Annotated in this window: 23 protein-coding genes and 2 other annotated features; of the genes, 20 read left to right on the top strand and 3 right to left on the bottom strand. The window is 42.1% G+C overall.

Annotated elements, in window-relative coordinates:
• Positions 1 to 20 precede the first annotated feature (20 nt).
• The 13 genes from IRB79_RS23045 to IRB79_RS22985 all read left to right on the top strand — a co-directional run bounded on the left by IRB79_RS23045 (position 21) and on the right by IRB79_RS22985 (position 11,760).
• Entirely contained in the window at positions 21 to 1,052 is a 1,032-nt protein-coding gene (locus tag IRB79_RS23045; RefSeq protein ID WP_243505222.1) for a glyceraldehyde-3-phosphate dehydrogenase, read from the top strand.
• Between the two features lie 323 nt (positions 1,053 to 1,375).
• Positions 1,376 to 1,750, top strand: coding sequence for an adenosylmethionine decarboxylase (gene speD, locus IRB79_RS23040; protein WP_009333223.1), 375 nt, complete (start codon positions 1,376 to 1,378; stop codon positions 1,748 to 1,750).
• A 139-nt stretch (positions 1,751 to 1,889) separates the two neighbouring features.
• On the top strand, positions 1,890 to 2,294 hold the full coding sequence (locus IRB79_RS23035; protein WP_243505221.1) for a hypothetical protein: 405 nt from the start codon (positions 1,890 to 1,892) through the stop codon (positions 2,292 to 2,294).
• A gap of 114 nt (positions 2,295 to 2,408) precedes the next feature.
• Positions 2,409 to 2,870 (top strand): transcriptional regulator NrdR, encoded by a 462-nt coding sequence (gene nrdR / locus IRB79_RS23030; RefSeq protein ID WP_009333221.1) that lies wholly within the window; start codon positions 2,409 to 2,411, stop codon positions 2,868 to 2,870.
• Positions 2,871 to 3,009: 139 nt separating this feature from the next.
• Positions 3,010 to 4,446 carry a replication initiation and membrane attachment family protein gene (locus IRB79_RS23025; protein ID WP_243505220.1) on the top strand — a complete coding sequence of 479 codons (1,437 nt, stop codon included), beginning with the start codon at positions 3,010 to 3,012 and terminating at the stop codon, positions 4,444 to 4,446.
• Entirely contained in the window at positions 4,446 to 5,375 is a 930-nt protein-coding gene (gene dnaI, locus IRB79_RS23020) for a primosomal protein DnaI (RefSeq protein ID WP_243509628.1), read from the top strand. The genes IRB79_RS23025 and dnaI overlap by 1 nt, the downstream gene beginning before the upstream one ends.
• Before the next feature lie 291 nt (positions 5,376 to 5,666).
• Positions 5,667 to 6,551 (top strand): putative sporulation protein YtxC, encoded by an 885-nt coding sequence (ytxC, locus tag IRB79_RS23015; protein ID WP_243505219.1) that lies wholly within the window; start codon positions 5,667 to 5,669, stop codon positions 6,549 to 6,551.
• Between the two features lie 588 nt (positions 6,552 to 7,139).
• The gene (gene thrS / locus IRB79_RS23010) at positions 7,140 to 9,071 is read left to right on the top strand and encodes a threonine--tRNA ligase (RefSeq protein WP_243505216.1); all 1,932 of its coding nucleotides are present in this window, start codon (positions 7,140 to 7,142) and stop codon (positions 9,069 to 9,071) included.
• A gap of 254 nt (positions 9,072 to 9,325) precedes the next feature.
• Positions 9,326 to 9,449, top strand: a sequence feature (ribosomal protein L20 leader region).
• 177 nt (positions 9,450 to 9,626) lie between these two features.
• Entirely contained in the window at positions 9,627 to 10,130 is a 504-nt protein-coding gene (gene infC, locus IRB79_RS23005) for a translation initiation factor IF-3 (protein WP_206839046.1), read from the top strand.
• 15 nt (positions 10,131 to 10,145) lie between these two features.
• Positions 10,146 to 10,346 carry a 50S ribosomal protein L35 gene (rpmI, locus tag IRB79_RS23000; RefSeq protein ID WP_009333215.1) on the top strand — a complete coding sequence of 67 codons (201 nt, stop codon included), beginning with the start codon at positions 10,146 to 10,148 and terminating at the stop codon, positions 10,344 to 10,346.
• 26 nt (positions 10,347 to 10,372) lie between these two features.
• The gene (gene rplT / locus IRB79_RS22995) at positions 10,373 to 10,732 is read left to right on the top strand and encodes a 50S ribosomal protein L20 (RefSeq protein WP_243505215.1); all 360 of its coding nucleotides are present in this window, start codon (positions 10,373 to 10,375) and stop codon (positions 10,730 to 10,732) included.
• 122 nt (positions 10,733 to 10,854) lie between these two features.
• A complete protein-coding gene (locus IRB79_RS22990) occupies positions 10,855 to 11,127 on the top strand; it encodes a DUF1294 domain-containing protein (protein WP_243505212.1) in 273 nt (90 codons plus the stop codon).
• 63 nt (positions 11,128 to 11,190) lie between these two features.
• Positions 11,191 to 11,760: a TVP38/TMEM64 family protein gene (locus IRB79_RS22985; RefSeq protein WP_243505210.1), complete on the top strand. Its 570-nt coding sequence runs from the start codon at positions 11,191 to 11,193 to the stop codon at positions 11,758 to 11,760.
• A gap of 30 nt (positions 11,761 to 11,790) precedes the next feature.
• Here IRB79_RS22985 and IRB79_RS22980 read toward each other — a convergent pair whose 3' ends face one another.
• Positions 11,791 to 12,204, bottom strand: coding sequence for a sigma-w pathway protein ysdB (locus IRB79_RS22980; RefSeq protein WP_243505207.1), 414 nt, complete (start codon positions 12,202 to 12,204; stop codon positions 11,791 to 11,793).
• A 141-nt stretch (positions 12,205 to 12,345) separates the two neighbouring features.
• Here IRB79_RS22980 and IRB79_RS22975 point away from each other — a divergent pair, with 141 nt between their 5' ends.
• Together IRB79_RS22975 and IRB79_RS22970 are read left to right on the top strand one after the other, a co-directional pair.
• Positions 12,346 to 12,837, top strand: a complete 492-nt coding sequence (locus tag IRB79_RS22975; protein ID WP_243505205.1) for a dUTP diphosphatase — start codon at positions 12,346 to 12,348, stop codon at positions 12,835 to 12,837.
• Positions 12,838 to 12,945: 108 nt separating this feature from the next.
• A complete protein-coding gene (locus IRB79_RS22970; protein WP_243509626.1) occupies positions 12,946 to 14,031 on the top strand; it encodes a M42 family metallopeptidase in 1,086 nt (361 codons plus the stop codon).
• A gap of 37 nt (positions 14,032 to 14,068) precedes the next feature.
• Here the strand turns inward: IRB79_RS22970 and sspI are convergent, their stop codons facing one another.
• Entirely contained in the window at positions 14,069 to 14,275 is a 207-nt protein-coding gene (sspI, locus tag IRB79_RS22965; protein WP_221878562.1) for a small acid-soluble spore protein SspI, read from the bottom strand.
• A gap of 141 nt (positions 14,276 to 14,416) precedes the next feature.
• On the opposite strand from sspI, the gene IRB79_RS22960 reads away from it, so the two are divergent.
• From IRB79_RS22960 to pheT, 3 genes are all read left to right on the top strand, one after another.
• Positions 14,417 to 15,166, top strand: coding sequence for a TrmH family RNA methyltransferase (locus IRB79_RS22960; protein WP_243505203.1), 750 nt, complete (start codon positions 14,417 to 14,419; stop codon positions 15,164 to 15,166).
• A 76-nt stretch (positions 15,167 to 15,242) separates the two neighbouring features.
• Positions 15,243 to 15,543: a binding site (T-box leader), on the top strand.
• A 65-nt stretch (positions 15,544 to 15,608) separates the two neighbouring features.
• Complete coding sequence (gene pheS, locus IRB79_RS22950) at positions 15,609 to 16,646, top strand: phenylalanine--tRNA ligase subunit alpha (RefSeq protein ID WP_243505201.1); 1,038 nt, start codon at positions 15,609 to 15,611, stop codon at positions 16,644 to 16,646.
• Between the two features lie 147 nt (positions 16,647 to 16,793).
• The gene (gene pheT, locus IRB79_RS22945; protein WP_243505200.1) at positions 16,794 to 19,208 is read left to right on the top strand and encodes a phenylalanine--tRNA ligase subunit beta; all 2,415 of its coding nucleotides are present in this window, start codon (positions 16,794 to 16,796) and stop codon (positions 19,206 to 19,208) included.
• A 208-nt stretch (positions 19,209 to 19,416) separates the two neighbouring features.
• Here the strand turns inward: pheT and rnhC are convergent, their stop codons facing one another.
• Positions 19,417 to 20,355, bottom strand: a complete 939-nt coding sequence (rnhC, locus tag IRB79_RS22940) for a ribonuclease HIII (RefSeq protein WP_243505198.1) — start codon at positions 20,353 to 20,355, stop codon at positions 19,417 to 19,419.
• 495 nt (positions 20,356 to 20,850) lie between these two features.
• Here rnhC and zapA point away from each other — a divergent pair, with 495 nt between their 5' ends.
• Entirely contained in the window at positions 20,851 to 21,117 is a 267-nt protein-coding gene (gene zapA, locus IRB79_RS22935) for a cell division protein ZapA (protein ID WP_009333202.1), read from the top strand.
• 2 nt (positions 21,118 to 21,119) lie between these two features.
• Positions 21,120 to 21,662, top strand: coding sequence for a CvpA family protein (locus tag IRB79_RS22930; protein ID WP_221878556.1), 543 nt, complete (start codon positions 21,120 to 21,122; stop codon positions 21,660 to 21,662).
• Positions 21,663 to 21,844 lie beyond the last annotated feature (182 nt).

Genomic DNA, 21,844 nt, shown 5'->3' with positions numbered 1-21,844 from the left:
AATGCGGAAGGGGCCGTAACATGAAGGCGAGAATAGCGATTAATGGTTTTGGAAGAATTGGACGAATGGTTTTTAGAAAAGCCATCCTTGATGAAAATCTTGAAGTAGTTGCCATAAATGCAAGTTATCCAGCTGAAACTTTGGCACACTTAATTAAATATGATACAAACCACGGACCATTCGAAGGAAGTGTTGTTCCAGAAGACAATGCTATTGTAGTGAACGGCAAAAGTGTTCAGCTTGTCAGCAACCGGAATCCTGAAGAACTTCCGTGGAAAGAATTGAACATCGATATCGTCATTGAAGCTACTGGAAAGTTCAATTCACGTGATAAAGCAGCTCTTCACCTTGAAGCCGGGGCTAAAAAAGTAATTCTTACTGCTCCTGGAAAAAATGAAGATGTGACTATTGTTATGGGCGTAAATGAAAGCGCATTAAAAATTGAAGAACATGATATTATTTCAAATGCATCATGTACAACAAACTGCCTTGCACCTGTTGCAAAAGTCCTTGATGAACAATTTGGAATTGAAAACGGACTTATGACCACAGTTCATGCATATACAAACGACCAAAAGAATATTGATAACCCGCACAAGGATTTACGCCGGGCACGTGCTTGCGGACAGTCCATAATCCCGACTTCCACTGGTGCCGCCAAAGCTTTGTCGCTGGTATTGCCTCACTTAAAGGGCAAATTGCATGGAATGGCACTCCGTGTCCCAACGCCAAACGTTTCTTTAGTTGACCTCGTGGTGGATTTAAAGCGCGACGTTACAATAGAAGAAGTGAATGCGGCATTTGCAACTGCTTCACACGGATCGCTGCACGGTATCCTTGATATTACTGACGAACCATTGGTTTCAATTGATTTCAACACAAATGAACACTCTGCCATCATTGATGGATTATCTACAATGGTAATCGGCACCAGCAAAGTGAAAGTACTTGCATGGTACGATAATGAGTGGGGCTATTCTTGCCGCGTTGTAGACTTAACAAAATTTGTTGCACAGGAACTTTTCCAGGCATCTGCAGTAAAAATTGGTTAATAGCCAGTTTCTCTTAATATAAAACTACCCATACCCTTAAAGCCTGCCATTCCCCGGCAGGCTCCTTTTATTGGACAAATTTAATCCTGAGAAGGACAAAGTCTTCAAAAATTTTGCCAAAAAAAATGTAAAACAATGTGTTGCAAAAAGAAATTAAACAAAGTATACTAATCCTCGTGAACTTCTCCGAGGTTTTGGTATGGTAGCTACTTAAAGGGTTAGGACCTCTCTGGACTAACTTTCCCCCGTGGTAGTTATGGACCAGTTTAAATCTGGAATTTCATTAATTAATAGCTTAAAAGTTTAAAGGGGGAAATTTGAATATGGAAACTATGGGTCGTCACGTAATCTCAGAACTTTGGGGATGCGATTTTGAAAAGTTAAATGATATGGATTTTATTGAGCAGACATTCGTAAATGCTGCATTAAAATCTGGTGCTGAAATTCGCGAGGTTGCATTTCATAAATTTGCGCCACAGGGTGTAAGCGGAGTGGTTATCATCTCTGAATCTCATTTAACTATTCACAGCTTCCCGGAGCATGGCTATGCCAGCATTGATGTATATACGTGTGGAGATCTTGACCCTAACATCGCTGCAGACTTTATTGCAGAATCGTTAGGAGCTCAAACGCGTGAGAATATCGAAATTCCTCGCGGTATGGGTCCAGTTCAAGTTAAACAAGCTCAAGTACTTTAATAACAGAATGAACTTAGGCAATCCAGAGGTGTATTGAATACACCTCTTTTTATTTTGCTTTAATACACTACCACTGCCTTTAGTATCTTCCGCAAAAATAGTACAATAAGGATACATAATAAATAACGGAGGAAAGAGGATGTCTATTTTCAGGCAGCTTGCCAGCCGCTATAAAAAGCAGTGTGAAACAAATGAAAACCACTCTGATCCTGAGCTCACTACAAGATATTATAGAACCAATACAGCTCAAATGATGCAAACGATTGAAGATTTATTTAAAGCAGACCCAAATGTGAACATTCTCAGCACTTCCAGAGAACGCGGCGAGATAGCAGCAGAAATTAAGAAAGATAAATCTTGTTTTGCCATTGTCACAGTCGTGACTGTCAGGCCTTTCGAAACGGCTGTAGATATCAATATCTCAACTGAGCAATCCTCTCCGGCAGGTGTCCACCCAATCCTTAAGAGAGAAGTTCTTTCCATTTATGAAAAGGTGAATAAACGGCATGATTTTCTCGGTTCTGCAAGAAACGCAGATAAATAGTTGTACTTGTACTGACAACTCCTTTTTTATAAGATAAGAGTAACAAATAAAATTCGGTAATTGGTCTAACGCCAGCAAAATAACTTACTTATAAAAGAATTCGGAGCTGATTGTATGAGATGCCCTTCATGCCAAAACAATAATACCCGTGTTCTCGATTCCCGTCCTGTTGATGACAGCAGGTCCATTCGGCGCAGAAGGGAATGCGAGAAATGCGGATACCGGTTTACGACTTTTGAAAAAGTGGAAGAAATTCCTTTAATCGTTGTGAAAAAAGAAGGCACCAGAGAGGAATTCAGCCGGGAAAAAATACTGAGAGGCCTTATTAAAGCATGTGAAAAGAGGCCGGTTGCCCTAAAGGACCTGGAGGACATTACTTTTGAAGTGGAAAAAGAGCTCCGCAGCAACGGTGTCTCCGAAATAAAAAGCGATGAAATTGGCGAAATGGTCATGGACAGGCTCGCAAATGTGGATGATGTGGCATATGTTCGTTTCGCATCGGTTTACAGGCAATTTAAAGATATCAATGTTTTTATTGATGAACTCAAAGAATTAATCAAAAAAGAACACTCTTAAATCAGGTCAGTTGCCGCTGTCCCTGGTTTCGAAATAAATAGTTTGATGGGCTGAAGGATTCTTTGGCTCTTTTTTTACGGTATATGTTTTTGATAGTAATCAATGTAATAAAGATTCTTAATAGAAAAAGGTGAATACCATGGCCCAGCATTGGCAGGAGATGCTCCCCATTGATCGATATACAGTAGCAGCCAGCGGGCTTTTGCATGATTATGATCGAAAAGTGCTGACGCTGTTATACCAGCCGCTCATTGGCTCTTTGTGCTTCAGTTTATATATGACATTATGGGCGGAACTTGAAGAAAATCGGCTATGGTCATCTTCTAATTCTCACCATAGTTTAATGAATTTCATGGACTTGGGGCTCAAGGATATATATGAAGCCCGCCTCAAGCTTGAGGGGATAGGACTTTTAAAGGTATACGTAAACAAAGGTGAAGAGACAAGGTCATTTATTTATGAACTGCTTCCCCCGCTGACACCTGAACAATTTTTCCTTGATGGCATGCTCAATATTTACCTTTATAAGAAATTGGGCAGAAACCAATTTATGAGGCTGAAACGCTTCTTCTCAGACCAGAAGGTGAAGACAGCCACAGGGTATGAGGAAGTAACCAAGGCTTTTCAGGATGTATTTCAATCAGGACACCCCGGTTCTTTTGAGATTGACGATGAAGTGGTGCAGATGATGAATGAATCAGAGGTGGAAGGGTATATTGGAAGGCAGGAGCAGGAAGGTATTCAAATCGGGAATGAAGATTTTAATTTTGAACTGCTTCAGGCAGGGCTGAATGAATCACTAGTACCAAAAAAGGCTATTACAGTTAAAGTAAAGGAATCCATCAGCAATCTTGCCTTTTTGTACGGAATCGACCCTATTCAAATGAAAAATATCGTCATCAGCGCTGTAAATGAAGATAATGAGATAAACATTGATGAGTTGAGAAAATCTGCACGGGACTGGTATCAATTCCAAAACCAGGACCAGCTGCCATCCCTAATTGACAGGGTTCAGCCTGCCATCCATCAGACTCATAAAAAACAGCCTGAAACGCAGGAAGAAGAGTTGATCCGTTATTTGGAAATCACCTCACCAAGGCAGCTGTTAAAAGATATATCAGGAGGGGCAGAGCCATCTAAAGCCGATCTGCAGATCATTGAAGATGTCATGTTTCAGCAAAAGCTTTTGCCAGGGGTAATTAATGTGCTGATTCAATATGTTATGCTCAAAACAGATATGAAATTGACCAAAGGCTACGTAGAAAAAATAGCAGGCCACTGGGCTAGAAAGAAAATAAAAACACCCCAGGAAGCTATGCTTTTAGCTAAGAAAGAACACCGGCAATACCTGGATTGGGCGGAAGGAAAGAAAGCAGCCAGCACAACTGGAAACAAAAAGAAGCCGATCAGGACAGAGATGCTTCCGGACTGGTTTGATGAAAAAAGCAGTGCATCCGCCAAAAAGAAAGAGCCCCAGCAGCAAATAAGCGAAAAGGATCAGTATGAACTGGAAATGAAAAAAAAGGAGCTTCATGAAAAATTAAAAAAACTGCGTTCACAGGAGGTGACTGATTGATGGAGAAAATTAATGAAACATTAAGGCGCCTTGCGGGCAATGAAGGTTTTCAAAAAAGGTATGAATTGATGAGAAACCAAACGCTCAATCACCCTGAAGTGAAGGCTTTTATCCAAACTCATCGGGATGAATTAACATCCGAGATGGTTGAAAAGAGCCTTAGCAAACTCTTTGAGTATACACAGCAGAGCAAGGAGTGCAATAAATGTCCGAGCTTGGAGGGCTGTGTGAATTTTATGCAGGGCTATCATCCGGAACTTGTGATTCAAAGAGGATCGGTCGATCTGAAATATGATAAGTGCCCGCGCAAGGTCATGCACGATGAGAAGCGGAGAAATGAAAAATTAATTCAGAGCTTATATGTACCATCGGATATCCTTCATGCCACTTTTGATTCCATATATGATGATGACGATCGCATTGAGGCTGTTGATAAGGCGGCATCTTTTGTTATGGACTACCAGCCGGGATCCAAGGGAAAGGGAATTTATTTTTATGGGAAATTCGGTGTAGGCAAATCTTATTTGCTTGGTGCTATTGCCAATAAGCTTGCAAGCCAGAAAGTATCCTCCATGATTGTCTACGTTCCTGAACTATTCAGGGAATTGAAAAATTCAATTGGAGATCAAACTTTGAACAGCAAGATTGAAACCATTAAAAAAGCACCGGTTTTAATGTTCGATGACATTGGTGCAGAAACCATGTCCAGCTGGACAAGGGATGAGATTTTAGGGCCGATTCTGCAGTTCCGCATGCAGGAAAGCCTGCCAACCTTCTTTACTTCCAATTTCGACCTGCAGGGTCTCGAACATCATCTCTCCTACAGCCAGCGCGGCGAGGAAGAGAAAATGAAGGCAAGGAGAATCATGGAGCGCATTAAATACCTTGCTGAACCAGTGCTTGTGGAAGGACCGAACAGAAGAGTATAACATATTAAGCTGCCGATAAAGTTTCCGGCAGCTTTTATTATTAAGAAAGAAATCATTCCTTGGAACTTTGATAACTGTCTAGCTCCACAAGGAACGCTTCGGCAGCATATTCATCGCACGACTAAAAGCGTTAGCTTTTAGGAGGAGCGCCTACCCCCTCGAGGTATCGGGGGTGGGCAAGGTGCTTCCGCTTTTCTTATAGTTTAATGCACTAAAAGGCTAATCCCACTTCTAATTTGGCCAAGTCCACCATATACATAGAACAGAGATTTGTATAAAGGGGGGATTTGGTTGATCGAAATCATTTTCCAAAGCAGCACGGATGCGAGGAATTTTTATGAGCATCTTTATGAACAGCTGCAGTCTTTTTGTCAATGTGATAATAATATTCTTCATTTTGAAGGTCAACATATAGTCAGAATTTCTGCTGATAATAGCGGCGCTGTCCTAAATACTGTTAAGGAAGTATTTTTTCAATTTATAGTGAATCAGAAGCAGGATGATTGGTTTAAACGGATACTCATGGAGCATTATTATTATGAGGACGAAGGTGAGCAGCAGCAGATTCTTGAAATCATTCACTCTATTTTGGAAGGAAGCCGGGAGGATCTTGCTGCGTTTGTCAGTGGCCTGGATGTAAAAGAAAGTTTGAAAAGCGCAATTGATCAGCTGTTCCAGAATAACATTTCCTTTTCTTTTGATTCTTTCGTAAAATTCCGAATGCGGCCGCTTATGAATGAAATGACCAAATACGTTGAAGTTTCCATCGATGAATATAAAATGGAGCAGGAATATCAGATGTTTATTCATACATTGAGAGATTTCCTGTCAGGAAAGCAGCCAAAGATTAATACGATCCATGTCCTGATGGATGAAGGCGTATATTTTTATGATGAGCAATTGTGCGAAATTAAACGCGGAGAGCTATTAAGAATGATTGACCGCAAGCTATTATCCAATCATCCTGTATACGTGGATTCCGTTACGATTGCGCCGCTGCTCTCAATCGCACCTTCAGCTATTTATCTGTATTCAGATGATTTCGAGCAGCCGCTGGTCAGAACAATCCGCAATATTTTTGAAGAAAGACTTGAATTAAGCTCTATCGAAGCCTTTTATAATTATCAAAACGCCCATTCTTATGCCGATGATGAAAAATGTAAAAGATACCCTTGATTTTCCTGAAATAACAAACTATAATAACGTACATATTATAAAAATCGAACAAAAGTTGCGATGAGGATATGGGTATTCTAATACGGTTTAAAGAGAGGGGAGGCAAGGCTGAAACCTTCCTAACACGATTCGAATGCTTACCGCCTCTGAACTCCAGCCAGGAAATGGGCTGGCGGGAAAAGACCGTTATCTTACTACAGAGTCGTTTTTCTTCTAAGAGAACGAGAAGTAGGGTGGAACCGCGTGTTAAATACAACTCGTCCCTTTTTTAGGGACGGGTTTTTTTATTTTTTCAAGTGTATATCGCGTTTTAGGAGCAAAATCTGAATCCAGCTCCAGCGCCTAGCCCCTCGAGGTCACAAGTTTGTCTAGTTGCGGCTCCTAGGGACTCGAGACATAAACCAATCCCTTTCAGAAGGAGAAAACGCCTTCTTGCAGGGCTTGTCTTATGCTTGTCGTCCCTGGGCAGTCGCCTCCACATTTCGGGCAATCCTCCAAAAAAGGAAAGAACGCCTTTTTAGGAGGCTCGTCTTGTGCTTGTCGGGGCTGATCGAGGCGCTTGCGCTTTATAAATAAGGAGGAAATATCATGTCAGAAGTTGTTAAAGTTTCGTTTCCAGATGGAGCTGTAAAGGAGTTTCCAAAGGGAACGACAACAGAAGATATTGCAGCTTCGATCAGCCCGGGCCTGAAGAAAAAGGCAATTGCCGGCAAGCTGGATGGAGAAATGTATGATCTTCGCCGTCCAATCGAAAAGGATGGAGCTATTGAAATTGTAACACCGGACTCAAACGATGCGCTGGAGGTTCTTCGCCACAGTACTGCCCATCTAATGGCGCAGGCAATCAAGCGTTTATATAAAAATGTAAAGCTTGGGGTAGGTCCTGTCATTGAAGGCGGATTTTATTATGACATCGACCTGGAAGAATCACTTTCACCAGAAGACCTTCCTGTGATTGAAAAAGAAATGAAGAAAATCATTAATGAAAACCTTGACATTGTCCGCAAGGAAGTCAGCCGTAATGAGGCGGTTCAGATGTACAAGGAAATTGGTGATGAATACAAGCTTGAACTGATTGAAGCCATCCCGGAAGATGAAACAGTGACAATCTATGAGCAGGGAGAATTCTTTGATCTCTGCCGCGGAGTCCACGTTCCATCGACTGGCAAACTAAAAGAGTTTAAATTATTAAGTATTGCTGGCGCCTACTGGAGAGGCGACAGTGACAATAAGATGCTTCAGCGCATTTATGGAACAGGTTTCTTTAAGAAGGAAGACCTGGCTGAGCATTTGCGTCTCCTTGAGGAAGCGAAAGAGCGTGACCATCGTAAAATCGGCAAAGAGCTTAACTTGTTCATGAATTCGCAAAAAGTCGGACAGGGCTTGCCGATGTGGCTTCCAAAAGGGGCAACAATCCGCCGCAACATAGAGCGCTATATCGTTGACAAGGAAGAAAGACTGGGCTATGACCATGTATATACTCCGATCATGGGAAGTGTAGATCTTTATAAAACATCCGGCCATTGGGATCATTATCAGGAAGACATGTTCCCTGTAATGGAAATGGATAACGAACAGCTTGTTCTTCGTCCAATGAATTGCCCGCATCATATGATGATCTATAAGAATGGCATCCACAGCTACCGTGAACTGCCAATCCGTATTGCTGAGCTTGGAACAATGCACCGCTATGAAATGTCAGGAGCACTATCCGGCCTTCAGCGTGTACGCGGCATGACTCTTAACGATGCTCATATCTTTGTCCGCCCTGACCAGATTAAGGAAGAGTTTAAGCGCGTAGTACATCTGGTTCTTGAAGTGTATAAAGACTTCGATATCAATGACTACTCATTCCGTCTTTCCTACAGAGATCCACAGGATACTGAGAAGTACTTTGATGATGATGAAATGTGGGAAAAAGCACAGGCAATGCTTAAAGAAGCCATGGATGAAATCGGTCTTGATTATTTTGAGGCAGAAGGAGAAGCAGCTTTCTACGGTCCGAAATTGGATGTTCAAGTTAAAACTGCGCTTGGCAAGGATGAGACATTATCTACTGTCCAACTGGACTTCTTGCTTCCTGAACGTTTTGACCTGACTTATGTAGCTGAAGATGGAAAGCCTCATCGTCCGGTCGTTATCCACCGCGGTGTCGTTTCCACTATGGAGCGTTTTGTGGCATTCCTGATTGAAGAGTATAAGGGAGCGTTTCCAACTTGGCTTGCCCCAGTTCAAGTCCAGGTCATTCCGGTTTCTCCTGATATTCACTTTAATTATGCAAAACAAGTCCAGGAGCAGCTTCAGGCAGAGGGTTTCCGCGTAGAGCTGGATGACCGTAATGAAAAAATCGGCTATAAGATCCGTGAAGCGCAAATGCAAAAGACTCCATACATGCTTGTTGTAGGGGACAATGAAGTAGCTGAAAAAGCTGTCAATGTCCGTAAATATGGAGAGCAAAAATCAGAAACGGTTTCATTTGAAGACTTCATCTCAGCACTAAAAGCTGAAGTTAAACGATAACTATGAAAAAGGGCTGCATGAGCTGCAGCCCTTTTTTTGTGAACGCTTCGTGACAACCCGCCAGTAACTATGATTTCAGAGTCAGCTAATGCCAACCAAAAAGTTGGCATTAAATTCATTTTGAAAAAATGTTAAAATCATATTGCCAAAAGCGATTAATTTTGTTATGCTTTTCTTCGTTGTGATAAAAGTTATTCGTTTGACACGAAATCATACTTTGTGATATAGTAGCTAAGGTAAATTGAATACAGTTTGAGGAAAAGAAGAAGCACCCGCTTCTCACCTGATTGACGCAAAGTGCAGTTGGCAGGTTTTACGTGAACATTTTCTGTTTATATACGTAAGTGTGGGTGTTTTCATCCGCACTTTTTTATTTGGTTAAAAACAGCTCTGCTTCCACTCCGGAAGAGAAATGTTGCATAACTTGCGATTCAGCTTTGGTCCGGTGCAGCTGGCAGCTTTAAAGCTGTCTGCTCCAGCAGGCGCTTGCGCTTTTCTTGACCCAAACGTTGTGTTCGCATTAAACCTTGGAGGTGTCTAGCTATTAGCAAAGATATGTTGTTAAACGAGGGCATTCGCGCCCGCGAAGTCCGTCTTATTGACCAAAACGGCGAGCAGTTAGGTATTAAATCAAAATTCGACGCACTTGAAATTGCTTCTCGTGCCAATCTTGATCTTGTTCTGGTTGCACCGAATGCGAAACCTCCGGTAGCCCGTATCATGGACTACGGAAAGTTCAAATTCGAGCAGCAGAAGAAAGACAAAGAAGCTCGCAAAAACCAGAAGATTATTAGTATTAAAGAAGTTCGTCTTAGCCCGACTATTGAAGAGCATGACTTTAATACAAAGCTTCGCAATGCTATTAAATTCCTTGAAAAAGGCGATAAAGTAAAAGCATCGATCCGATTTAAAGGTCGTGCCATTACGCATAAGGAAATTGGCCAGCGTGTTTTAATCCGATTTGCACAAGCATGCAATGAAGTTGCAGCAGTCGAGTCACATCCAAAAATGGATGGCCGAAGCATGTTTATGGTCTTAGCACCGAAAAACGACAAGTAAGAGGAGGAATTCCCAATGCCAAAAATGAAAACTCACCGCGGCGCTGCTAAGCGTTTCAAAAGAACAGGTTCTGGTAAACTGAAGCGTTCTCATGCTTACAGAAGCCATATGTTCGCTAACAAATCTCAAAAGCAAAAGCGTAAGCTTCGCAAAGGAACTCTTGTTTCTTCAGGCGATTACAAGCGCATCCGTAACTTACTAGTAAATCTTAAGTAATATCTCGAAATTAGGAGGGAAATAATATGCCACGTGTAAAAGGCGGTACTGTTACTCGCAAACGTCGTAAAAAAGTTCTTAAATTAGCTAAAGGTTATTACGGTTCAAAACATACATTATATAAAGTTGCTAACCAGCAGGTTATGAAATCCCTAATGTATGCATACCGCGACCGTCGCCAGAAAAAGCGCGACTTCCGCAAACTTTGGGTTACTCGCATCAACGCAGCAGCTCGCATGAACGGTCTTTCTTACAGCCGTTTAATGCATGGTTTAAAGCTTGCTGGCATCGAAGTTAACCGCAAAATGCTTGCTGAATTAGCAATCGCTGACGAAAAAGCATTTGCTGAATTAGCATCAGTTGCAAAGCAACAGCTTAGCAAGTAATGATTATTCATAAAATAGCCATTCCCTTAAATGGGGATGGCTTTTATTTTGCTTTTAATAGACAGAATCTGCCGTTTCATTTAAGCTCATTACAGACTTAATTCATATAAAGGAGAAAGCTCATGGTCAATACAATTGCTCTTATCTATCTGCTTATGAATGTGATTGGTTTTTACCTGATGAAGCTTGATAAGGAGAAGGCGAAACGAAATCAGTATCGAATCAGTGAAAAAAACCTCTGGATCACAGCCTTTTTGAGCGGGGCTGCCGGAATGACTCTTGGAATGAAGACCTTCAGGCATAAAACGAAGCATGTGCAGTTTAAATGGGGACTGCCTATTTTGGCGATGCTTGAAGCAGGCTTGCTTGTGTACCTGGTTATTCTCTTGTCATAAACAGTCAGGGCTATCCATAAGCTTTAGGGAACAGCAGGAAAGACATCGGGGAGAGGTGAAGGCATGAATGATCAATTGACTCTATTGTTTGCTATGGCAGAGACTGCTGGAATTCTTGCTCCCATTGTTTTTATTTTTTTTCATATCATCAGGCAGTTTCTATTCATACCGGTACCGCTTGTCTGCATAACTGGAGGAGTTCTGTTTGGAAGTTTTTTTGGTTCTGTTTTCTCCATTGCAGGACTGATGATCAGCAGCATTCTTTTTTATTTTTTGATCACAAAAATGCCGAAGACACATGAAAAGCTTTCATTATTAAAAAAGCGGTGGTTCGGGGAATATCGGAATTTGACTGTCGGCCAGGTTGCAGTTTTAAGGCTCATCCCTTTTATTCATTATCATTTATTGAACTTTTGTCTTATGGAGAGAAATAAGGGTTTTGACCAATATTTAAAAAATTCATGGATCACCAATTTGCCGCTGGCCGTTTTTTATACCGTTTTCGGAGAATTCATCAGCCGATTCACTCCTTCAATGATTATCCTGATTTTGCTTTCACTTTCTGTTTTAGTATTTGTGCTGAGGGAAAAGGTGACCGTTATCAAATGGAAGGAATTCTTTAAAGCAGCATAAAAAAACGTTCGGGCACCGCCGAACGTTTTTTTACAGATGGTCTTTAATTTCCTCGCCTGGTGAAGCTGTTTTATGCATAAATTCCTTCACAGGACTTTTCCAGTCAATTTTTGCAGTGGGATAGACCTCAGTTATCTTTCTTTCAATAAAAAGAAAATCCTCCCTTACCATCCCTTTGAGGGCCGATGTTTTGTGCGGCCAGATGAAAATGGAGACCACATCAAAAGCATTGTCTGTGGTTCCCAGATACTTTTCGCCCTCAAATAAAACCCCTTTATACGTAATCAGGAAGTTCTTCCTGACATTTTCCTGGTCATCCCAAAAATAATATCGTTTCTGTTCGTGGGCAAGCTCGAGCTTTCTCTTAGAATTCAGCAGATATTTTACCGCGGTGTATATAAGAAAAAGAATCAGAGCAAACAATAGCATACGCAGGAGCCACATATTAACCAGCCCTCCATTATTATTTTCCTTACTTTACGGATGAGATTAAAAAAAGTTTCAACTTTTTTGCGATTTGTTATAATTTTTTTGATAGGCAATGTTTTGTATGTTAATCATTTATGTCAAATAGGATGGTGGAAAATGAATTATCAGCTATTATTTCAAATGCAAAAAGGGCTGGACAGCCATATAGAATCAAATCATGGTTTAGAGGAAGAAGATTTATTTGAACGTAAGGTGCTTGCGCTGCTGGTTGAATTGGGAGAGCTTGCAAATGAGACAAGATGCTTCAAGTTTTGGAGCCTTAAGCCATCCTCTCCTCAGGAAACAATATTGGAAGAGTTTGTAGACGGTATACATTTCATTTTATCACTTGGAATTGAATGCGGATTTGACGCCGAAAAGGAATATGCTGTTCCTTTGGAAAAGGCGGAGTCAGTGAATGGCCAGTTTTTGTCTGTCTATGATGGAATCGGACAGTTTCGTACAAGCCGTTCCCTAGCGGATTATAAAGGGCTTATTGCTGCCTATTTACATCTAGGGGAAATGCTTGGTTTTAACTCTTCACATATAGAAAAAGCATATATAGATAAAAATGAAGTAAATTATAAAAGGCAGGCTGAAGGATACTAATCCTGAAGGTCCGCCTTCAGCCGGAGTAAATATCCGTCTGATAATTCTTTATATTAAATCGCATGTTCTGTATAATAAGGTTGAATAAATATTAAGGGAGTCGAAATGATGGCTAAATTAGATGAAACGTTAACCATGCTTAAAGACTTAACGGATGCGAAAGGAATTCCGGGAAATGAGCGCGAACCGCGCGAGGTTATGAAAAAATACATAACAGCATATGCTGATGAAGTGACAACAGATGGACTGGGAAGCCTGATTGCTAAAAAAAACGGTAAAGAAGGCGGTCCTAAGATCATGGTTGCTGGCCACTTGGATGAAGTTGGATTTATGGTAACAAACATTGATGATAGAGGTTTCATCCGCTTCCAGACAGTTGGGGGCTGGTGGTCACAGGTTATGCTTGCACAGCGGGTGACGATTGTAACGTCCAAGGGAGATGTCACCGGGGTAATTGGTTCAAAGCCGCCGCATATCTTGTCCCCGGAGGCGCGCAAAAAGCCTGTTGAAATTAAAGATATGTTTATTGATATTGGTGCTTCAAGCCGTGAAGAAGCGAAAGAGTGGGGAGTAAAACCTGGTGACATGGTGGTTCCTTATTTTGAGTTTACGGTTATGAATAATGAAAAAATGCTTTTGGCAAAAGCTTGGGATAACCGCATTGGCTGCGCTATTGCCATTGATGTGCTTAAGCAATTGAAAGATGCTGATCATCCAAATGAAGTATATGGTGTAGGAACGGTACAGGAAGAGGTTGGACTTCGCGGAGCCCGCACTTCAGCTCAAAAAATTGAGCCGGATATCGCATTTGGTGTAGATGTGGGAATTGCAGGCGACACACCAGGGATTTCTGAAAAAGAAGCCATGAGCAAAATGGGCAAAGGGCCGCAAATCATCCTTTATGATGCATCAATGGTCTCGCACAAAGGCCTTCGTGATCTAGTAACAGACACTGCGGATGAACTGAATATCCCTTATCAGTTTGATGCCATCGCTGGCGGCGGAACAGATTCAGGAGCCATTCATGTTACTCATAATGGAGTTCCATCACTTTCAATCACCATCGCAACACGCTATATCCATTCTCATGCAGCAATGCTTCACCGCGATGACTATGAAAATGCCGTTAAGCTTATTGCTGAAGTGATTAAAAAGCTTGACCGGGAAACTGTTGATAAAATTACTTTTGAATAATAGAAAAAACTCCGGGGCTACCGGAGTTTTTTCTGCTCTATCTAAGGCCGCTCTCCAATGTTTGAAGCATTTCCAGCTTGTCTTCTTCTGAAGAGTTTTTCCAAATTACTTCAAACAAAACACCTAATCCAGGCAGCATTTTTTCTTCCCCATTTTGAATGGCATCTACGATTGTATCTTTAAGTTCGTCTTGAGAGTTGCCTGAAACATTGTGTAAAATGGCATTGCGCAGGTTTAAATTCACCTTTATGCACTCCTTCCAGATTTAATTCGTTATTATCTTCTCTAATTTCGCTTTTATTATGTATTTCAAATAGGCTATAATGAAAAAACTGTATAAAGAAATTCCGGTTGTGCGGGATTTTCTATAAAAGGAGAGACCGTGTTGAAGCATATACAATCTGCAAAAAATCCAAAAATTAAAGAATGGAAGAAACTTTTGACTAAAAAAGAGCGGGACAAAACAGAAACATTTTTGGTTGAAGGCTTTCATTTAGTGGAAGAAGCACTCAAAGCCAATCAAATAGCTGAAATAATCATTAGTGAAAATAAAGACATGCCTCCCGGATGGGATTATGGGGACATCCCTGTAACAATGGTTACAGATGAAATCATCGGGCAGCTGGCTGATACGGAAACGCCGCAGGGAATCTTTGCTGTCTGCAGTCAGGAACAATCCTCTGATGTCATAAAGGGAAGGCGGTATTTATTAATTGATGCCGTACAGGATCCCGGCAATCTGGGTACGATGATCAGGACGGCTGATGCTGCTGGTATCGATGCCGTTATTGTGGGTGAAGGCAGCGTTGACGCATATAACCCAAAGGTGCTTCGCTCTGCACAGGGCAGTCACTTCCATTTGCCGGTTTTAAGAGGGAATTTGTCTGACTGGATCGGCAGACTGAAAGAAAGTAAAGTCCCTGTCTATGGAACCGCTTTGGAAAATGCCCAGGAATACACGAAGTATGAGTCCTCTGATTCCTTCGCACTGCTCGTTGGAAATGAAGGAAATGGTGTTAATAAAGAGCTCCTGGCTAATACAGCAGCAAACCTTTATATACCGATATTCGGGAAAAGCGAATCACTTAATGTGGCGGTGGCTGCCGGAATTCTTCTTTATCATTTAAGAAAATAGAAAATGGGCGGCAATTTTTTGAAAACCGTTTGAAACAGCCTCAAGAATGTAATATAATTAACAGCAAAATTATAATAACAAAACGATGACGGAGACCAGTACCTTGCAGTCAGCCTTTTCAGGGAGAAAATGCCTAAGACTGAAAGCATTTTTACAGGAAATGCAAGGGGATATTCACCTCCTGAGTTGGCATCGGGACCATTGAAAAGTATTGTTGGCGCTCTGCTGAGTTGTCCAGCTGAAGCGGCTGAACGAGCCACTTCCGCTTTTCCGTGTAAAGATGTACCGGCATAAGCCGTTATCCCAATGAAGTGAACACGTGCATGAAGTACATATATGTGTTAAAAAGGGTGGTACCGCGAAACCTCGTCCCTTTATGGGGATAGAGGTTTTTTATTTTGGCCAAAAAAGTAAAAAGATTAATTTCAAGGAGGATTTTTAGATGCAAGAGCGTTTAAAGGAACTGCAAACTGAAGCGTTGGAAAAAATCAGCACTGCTGCTGATTTAAAAGAACTAAATGACATCCGTGTATCTTACCTGGGCAAAAAGGGCCCAATAACAGAAGTTCTTAAAGGAATGGGGAAACTGTCTGCGGAAGAGCGCCCAAAAATGGGAGCACTTGCAAATGAAGTGAGAGACAGTATTGCTGCTGGCATTGAAGAAAAGCAGAAGCATCTTGAGGAGGCGGCAGTACAGGAAAAGCTGTCTGCAGAAAAGATAGATGTAACTCTTCCTGGACGTCCTGTCAAATCAGGAAACCATCATCCGCTGACACGCATTATCGAAGAAATTGAAGACTTGTTCATTGGAATGGGCTATACAGTAGCTGAAGGCCCTGAAGTTGAAAAAGATTATTATAATTTTGAAGCATTGAACCTTCCAAAAGGCCACCCTGCCCGCGATATGCAGGATTCCTTCTATATTACAGAAGAGATTCTTCTTCGTACCCATACTTCGCCGGTACAGGCAAGAACAATGGAGAAGCATGAAGGCAAAGGGCCGGTTAAAATCATCTGTCCTGGAAAAGTGTATCGCCGTGACAATGATGATGCTACACACTCCCACCAGTTCATGCAAATAGAAGGACTTGTTGTAGATGAAAACATCCGAATGACCGATTTGAAAGGAACATTGGAAGTGTTTGCGAAGAAAATGTTCGGAGAAGACAGGGAAATCCGTCTTCGCCCAAGTTTCTTCCCGTTTACAGAGCCATCTGTTGAAATGGATATTTCCTGTAAAATCTGCGGCGGAAAAGGCTGCAGCGTATGTAAAGGCACTGGCTGGATTGAAATTCTTGGCGCTGGAATGGTTCATCCCAATGTTCTCGAGATGGCAGGCTTCGACTCTAAGAAATACACAGGCTTTGCATTCGGAATGGGACCTGAGCGAATTGCCATGCTGAAGTATGGTGTGGATGATATTCGCCACTTCTATACAAATGATGTTCGTTTCTTAAAGCAATTTTCAATTCATGAGTAATTAGAAAAGCGGAGGCGACTGTTCAAATGAACGCAGACTAAGAACGCCACGTTCTGTGGCAACGTCTGCATGACCCCCAACCTGGGGGCCTCAATGACCTCGAGGGGGTAGGAGCCAGAGCTGGACAATAAAAGAGGAGGATCATAAATGTTCGTTTCATATAAATGGCTGCAGGAATATGTTGATTTATCAGGCGTTACACCTGCAGAGCTTGCAGAAAAAATTACAAAAAGCGGTATTGAAGTTGAAGGCGTAGAGGTTTTGAATGAAGGCATCAAAGGTGTTGTTGTAGGGCATGTCCTTGAAAGAGAACAGCACCCAAATGCTGATAAACTGAATAAATGCTTAGTTGATACAGGAGCTGGTGAGCCTGTACAAATCATATGCGGTGCCCCAAATGTGGATAAGGGACAGAAAGTGGCCGTGGCTACAGTTGGAGCTGTGCTTCCAGGCAATTTCAAAATTAAGCGCGCGAAGCTCCGAGGCGAAGAATCAAATGGAATGATCTGTTCGCTTCAAGAGCTGGGCATTGAAAGCAAGCTGATTGCAAAGGAATACTCTGAAGGCATTTATGTTTTCCCTAATGATACAGAAGTTGGCCAGGATGCTCTTGAGCAGCTTAATCGTGACGACCAGATACTCGAGCTTGGTTTGACTCCGAACCGTTCTGACTGCTTAAGCATGCTGGGTGTTGCCTATGAAGTAGCAGCTATTTTAGGAAGAGAAGTAAAGCTTCCTGAGCCGCATGCTGAGACTTCTTCTGAAAAGGCGTCTGATTACATTGAAATTCAGGTGGAAGCAAAAGAAGATAATCCTCTTTACGTTGCAAAGGTTGTAAAAAATGTAAAAATAGGAGCTTCTCCTGTATGGATGCAGGCTCGGTTAATGGCGGCGGGCATTCGACCTCACAATAACGTGGTGGACATCACAAACTACATTCTGCTTGAATACGGCCAGCCTCTTCATGCTTTTGATTATGACCGGCTGGGATCAAAGCAAATCCTTGTCCGCAAAGCAGGCGATGGCGAAATGATTGTCACTCTTGATAATGCCAAGCGTGAGTTAACCTCAGATCACCTTTTAATAACAAATGGGACAGAACCAATTGCACTTGCCGGAGTCATGGGCGGGGCAAATTCTGAAGTGCAGTCTGACACTAAAAATGTACTTATTGAATCAGCTTATTTTAAAGGGGCAACGGTTAGAAAAACTTCAAAAGACCATGGCTTAAGAAGCGAAGCAAGTGCCCGCTTTGAAAAAGGTGTGGATCCAAACAGAGTTAGAGCTGCTGCAGAAAGAGCTGTTCAATTGCTCGCACAATATGCGGGCGGAGAAGTGCTTGAAGGTTCTGTGGAAGCAGATGCACTGCAAGTGGAACCTGCTGTGGTGTCTGTAACGCTTGAAAAAATCAATCGTGTACTTGGCACGGAATTATCCATGAAAGAAGTAGAGGATATATTTGCCCGTCTTCAATTTGAAACAAATACTGATAACGATACAATTACGGTTACAGTTCCAACACGCAGAGGCGACATTACGATTGAAGAAGACCTTATTGAAGAAGTTGGCCGTTTATTTGGCTACGATAATCTGGCATCGACTTTGCCGGTTGGATCGTCTACACCAGGGCATCTTACTGAATACCAGAACAAACGCAGATTGGTCCGCCGTTACCTTGAAGGTGCAGGGCTTTACCAGGCAGTGACTTATTCATTAACAAATGAAGCAAAAGCGACTCAATATGCACTGGAAGAGCGCAAACCTGTGCAGCTGGCAATGCCTATGAGTGAAGATCGCAGCCTGCTCCGATTAAGTATTGTTCCGCAGCTTCTAGAAGTATTAAAATATAACTCTGCACGCCAAAACGACAGCCTGGCTATTTATGAAACAGGAGCGGTGTTCCTCTCCAATGGAGAAGAGGATCTGCCTGAAGAGCGTGAGCATCTTGCTGGAGCGGTTACTGGCTTATGGCACAGCCACCCATGGCAGGGAGAAAAGAAGCCGGTTGATTTCTACGCTGTAAAAGGAATTCTTGAGGGATTATTTGATAAGCTGGGACTATCCGATAAGGCTGAATTCCGTCAGGCACAAAAGGATGGGATGCACCCGGGAAGAACAGCAGAAGTATTGCTTTCCGGGGAATCAGTGGGATTTGTCGGCCAAATCCATCCGACTGTGGAAAAAGACCTTGATTTGAAAGAAACATATGCGTTTGAGCTTTCCTTAAAAGCGATCCTGGAAGAAGAAGTTTCACCTTTGCAGTATGAAGCTATCCCGCGTTTCCCTTCAATCACAAGGGATATTGCCCTTGTAGTAGATAAGGGAACAGCCGCGGGCGAGCTTGAAGGAATCATTAAAGAAGCTGGCGGGAAATTATTAAAAGACGTTCATGTTTTTGACCTGTACGAAGGCGAACGGATGGAGCCGGGCAAAAAATCAATTGCTTTCTCCCTTAAGTACTTCGACCCTGAACGTACACTAACCGATGAAGATGTGACAAAAGCACATGACAAAGTATTGGATGCTGTGAAGGAAAAAGCCGGAGCAGTATTGAGAGGATAAAATGAGGAAGGCAGCCTGAGGGCTGCCTTTTCTTTATTTGGCCGTTAAAAGAGCTCATTTGGCCGATAAATCTCTCATTTTGGCCGATAAATACCCAAAACTGGCCGATAAACCTCTGCTTTTGGCCGATAAATATATATTCCAAAGGGTTATGGTCCTCTTAAACATTTAAACAGCAGCCAATCTCCCTTGATTGGCCGCTTCATTATCAATCATACTTCCTGCTATAAAGCTTCATCGCTTTTTGAGTATTCGCAAAGTGCAGTTTTACAAAAGAAGGCAATGCCTCACGCCCTTTTTCCCTGATCAGCCGGGCTGCTGCTTCATCAACCTTCGGACCGGCGCCTTTAGTGAGCCGGAAACCGGCCTTTGTGCTAAGATTTTCAAAGTGGCGCACAAACGCATAGCGGGCCAGGATGGATGCTGCTGCAACTGCGAGGTGGATTCCTTCCGCTTTTGTGCTGAAAAAGACCCGTTCCCTCTGAATGGTCTGCTGGTTTTTCAAATAGTTGAAGTAAACCTCTTCCTTTGCAAACTGGTCAATCAAAATGGCTTCAGGCTTTTCAGGAGCAATTTTCCCTAAAACATGCCCGATTGCTTGATTGTGCAGTAATGCTTTAATTTTCCCCTGTGACATCCCTGATTGCTGAAGCTTATTGTATTTTTCATTATGCAGGGTTAACAGGCTGTGGGGAACGATATCTTTTATCTGTTTTGCGATTTCAATGATTTTTTCATCTCCCAGATTTTTGGAATCTTTAACTCCAAGCTCCTTCAGTAAAGGGATTTGATCTTTTTTTACGTATGCTGCAACAACCGTGATGGGGCCAAAATAATCACCGGTACCCACTTCGTCTGATCCTATGACAGTAAGGGAACTGATATTTTCCGGCAAGTTGGCAGCGGCAGGGCTGTTTTTTTTGCTTGGCTGTGCACTGCGTGCGGTATCTCCCCATTTTTTAGCTTCTGTCTCACATCCGCTTCCCTGAAATAGGACTTTGCCTGATTTATAGGCAGTGATCGAACATCCAGGCACTTTTGCAGCAAATACGCTTCCAGGAGGCTGCTTGTCATTTAGGCTGCCTGAATAATAGGCCTTCATTTCTGATAATTCATTGGCTTTTTTTAAAAGTACTACTTGGCTCATATTAATTCTCCTCATCTTTGTTATCTGGTTGAATCTGCTGCTTTTTTGGGAAGTATTACAAAAATTCCGCTTGATTTTGAACTTGGATAACTGTCCAGCGCAAGCAGCCTACCCCTCGAGGTCACAAGCTTGTCTTGTTTCGGCTCTTAGGGACTCGGGATCATAATCCGTTTCCTTTCAGAAGGAAAAACGCCTTCTGAAAGGAAACGTCTTATGCCTGTCGTCCCTGGGCAGTCGCCTCCACATTTCGAGCAAGCCTCCCAAAAAGGCAAAGAAGGCCTTTCTGGGAGGCTCGTCTTGTGCTTGAGGCCTGCAGGATGCGGGTCATGCAGACGTTGCCACAGGACGTGGCGTTCTTAGTCTGCGTTCCTTCGTGGGCAAGGCGCTTCCGCTTTTCTGATGAACTGAGCTCTTTTGACATGCTTTGACTTCCCACCAATTTACGTTCATGTTATGATATTGATTAGGATTCTTTAAAGAAGGAGGGCATGGACGTTGTCAGAGATACAAAGAAATCGAACAAGTGTAGATATTTATGGACAGCAATATGTAATAGTAGGCTCAGAGAGCTCCAGCCATGTTCGCCTTGTCGCTTCGCTGGTTGACGATAAAATGCGTGAGATCAGTTCGAAGAATCCTTCACTCGACATTAGTAAGTTAGCCGTGCTAACCGCAGTCAATGCTGTTAATGATTATATAAAGCTAACAGACCGTCTGGAACGGCTGGAGAACGAATTAAATAGAGTAAAGGACGGAAAGTAGTCATGCTGGATCTTGCAATTATCATTATTTTGGTTTTTGGCTTTTTTATAGGCTTAAAAAGAGGATTTATCCTCCAATTAATTCATTTGACTGGATTCATTATTGCTTTCATTGTAGCCCGTATGTATTACGGCGAACTAGCACCTAAGCTGACCTTATGGGTGCCATATCCCAGCTTTAGCAGTGACTCGGCGATTCAGACGTTATTTGAGAATGCAGATCTTGAAGATGCTTACTATCGCGCCATTGCATTTGTCGTGATTTTTTTTGCGGTAAGAATATTACTGCAGATTATCGGAAGCATGCTTGATTTTGTTGCCCATCTTCCTGTTTTAAAACAGCTGAATGTTTGGGCTGGCGGCATTCTCGGATTTATCGAAGTCTATCTTATCATGTTTATTCTATTATACATAGCCGCACTGGTTCCAATAGAAGTGCTGCAGGGGCCGATCAATAATTCCTTTATGGCAGAATTAATGGTTAAGAATACGCCTGTTCTCTCTAACCAGCTCAAAGAAATGTGGGTTGAATATATGGCTGCGTAACTTCTCTATTTCTAGAGAAGTTTTCTTTTTGAAAGGCTATATAAGTTTTGTGGATTTAAATCTACAAACTAGCTAAACCAACGGGCAATATTAAAAAGTAAAACCTCACTTATTAAGTAAGAGGCTTTAGAGATAGCCATAATTTGAAGTTCCACCGCAAAATAAGAGATAATACGGATACT

Origin of the sequence: Cytobacillus oceanisediminis (assembly GCF_022811925.1) — a bacterium.
GTDB classification, from domain to species: Bacteria; Bacillota; Bacilli; order Bacillales; family Cytobacillaceae; genus Cytobacillus; species Cytobacillus oceanisediminis_D.
Note: the sequence above shows the minus strand (reverse complement) of the source record. Positions and strands in the feature narration are given on the sequence as shown.